Source organism: Flavobacterium myungsuense (genome assembly GCF_042677265.1).
Lineage (GTDB): Bacteria > Bacteroidota > Bacteroidia > Flavobacteriales > Flavobacteriaceae > Flavobacterium > Flavobacterium myungsuense.
Genome location: NZ_JBHTIZ010000033.1, coordinates 1 through 822 on the forward strand (window position 1 = coordinate 1; position 822 = coordinate 822).

Here is an 822-nt window from a genome sequence, read left to right on the forward strand (position 1 = left end):
AACTTTTCTTGGAGGAGTGTTTGAATCTACGACAGTCACTACATAAGAATCTGGAGATAATCCTGTAAAAACTCCTGTAGAGTTATTAACATTAATTGTACCCGACAAATTAGTTAACTCAAAGGCAAAAGACGAAATGCCACTGTTAGTATAAGCAACTATAGAACCATCATTAACATTCGGGCAAGATGGATCAGTTTTAACAAACGAAGCTGTCATTGGAACTATTGGGGGTGTTAATGAAATGTCATCAATAACAAAAAGTTCTCCAAAAGAATTAGCATTAAATGTAGATAATTGTATTGTAATAGACGTTGTTGCTGCAACAAAAGAATAATTACATTTGACCCACGAATTCTTAACTAAAGGATCCGTACCAATAGGAGTATAAGTTCCTACTTTAATACCTGACACTGTAAGATCAATTATTGGAAGCCGAGCTATAGGGCTTGTGTTGGTATGGACATTCTTAATCCAAAAAGAAAAAAGATAAGTTTCTCCGACTATCAATACTAAGGGCTCATCTAGCTGCCAAAAAACTTGGTTGCCTTTTCCTTTTACGAACATCATATTACCAGTACCATCACCATCAACTCCGTTGGAGATGTCAAAAGTGGAAATTAATTGGCCGGTTGTGGATAATAAGCTAGGATTATTTGTTATTGAATATTTACCTGCAGAACCGCTAGTACCATCATTATAGGGCATTTGAGAATACGTTGTAGTATATCCCAGTGGAACTGGACTAGGCACACCAGCATCAAAAGTCCCAAAATCTCCTTTGGTAATTAAATTTTGAGAATTTAAATTTATTGATGATAA

General features: G+C 35.3%; 1 protein-coding gene. It reads right to left on the minus strand.

The features are described from left to right. The coding region (locus tag ACFQ0S_RS11545) for a hypothetical protein (protein ID WP_379819096.1) at positions 1 to 822 on the minus strand (822 nt) is incomplete at both ends.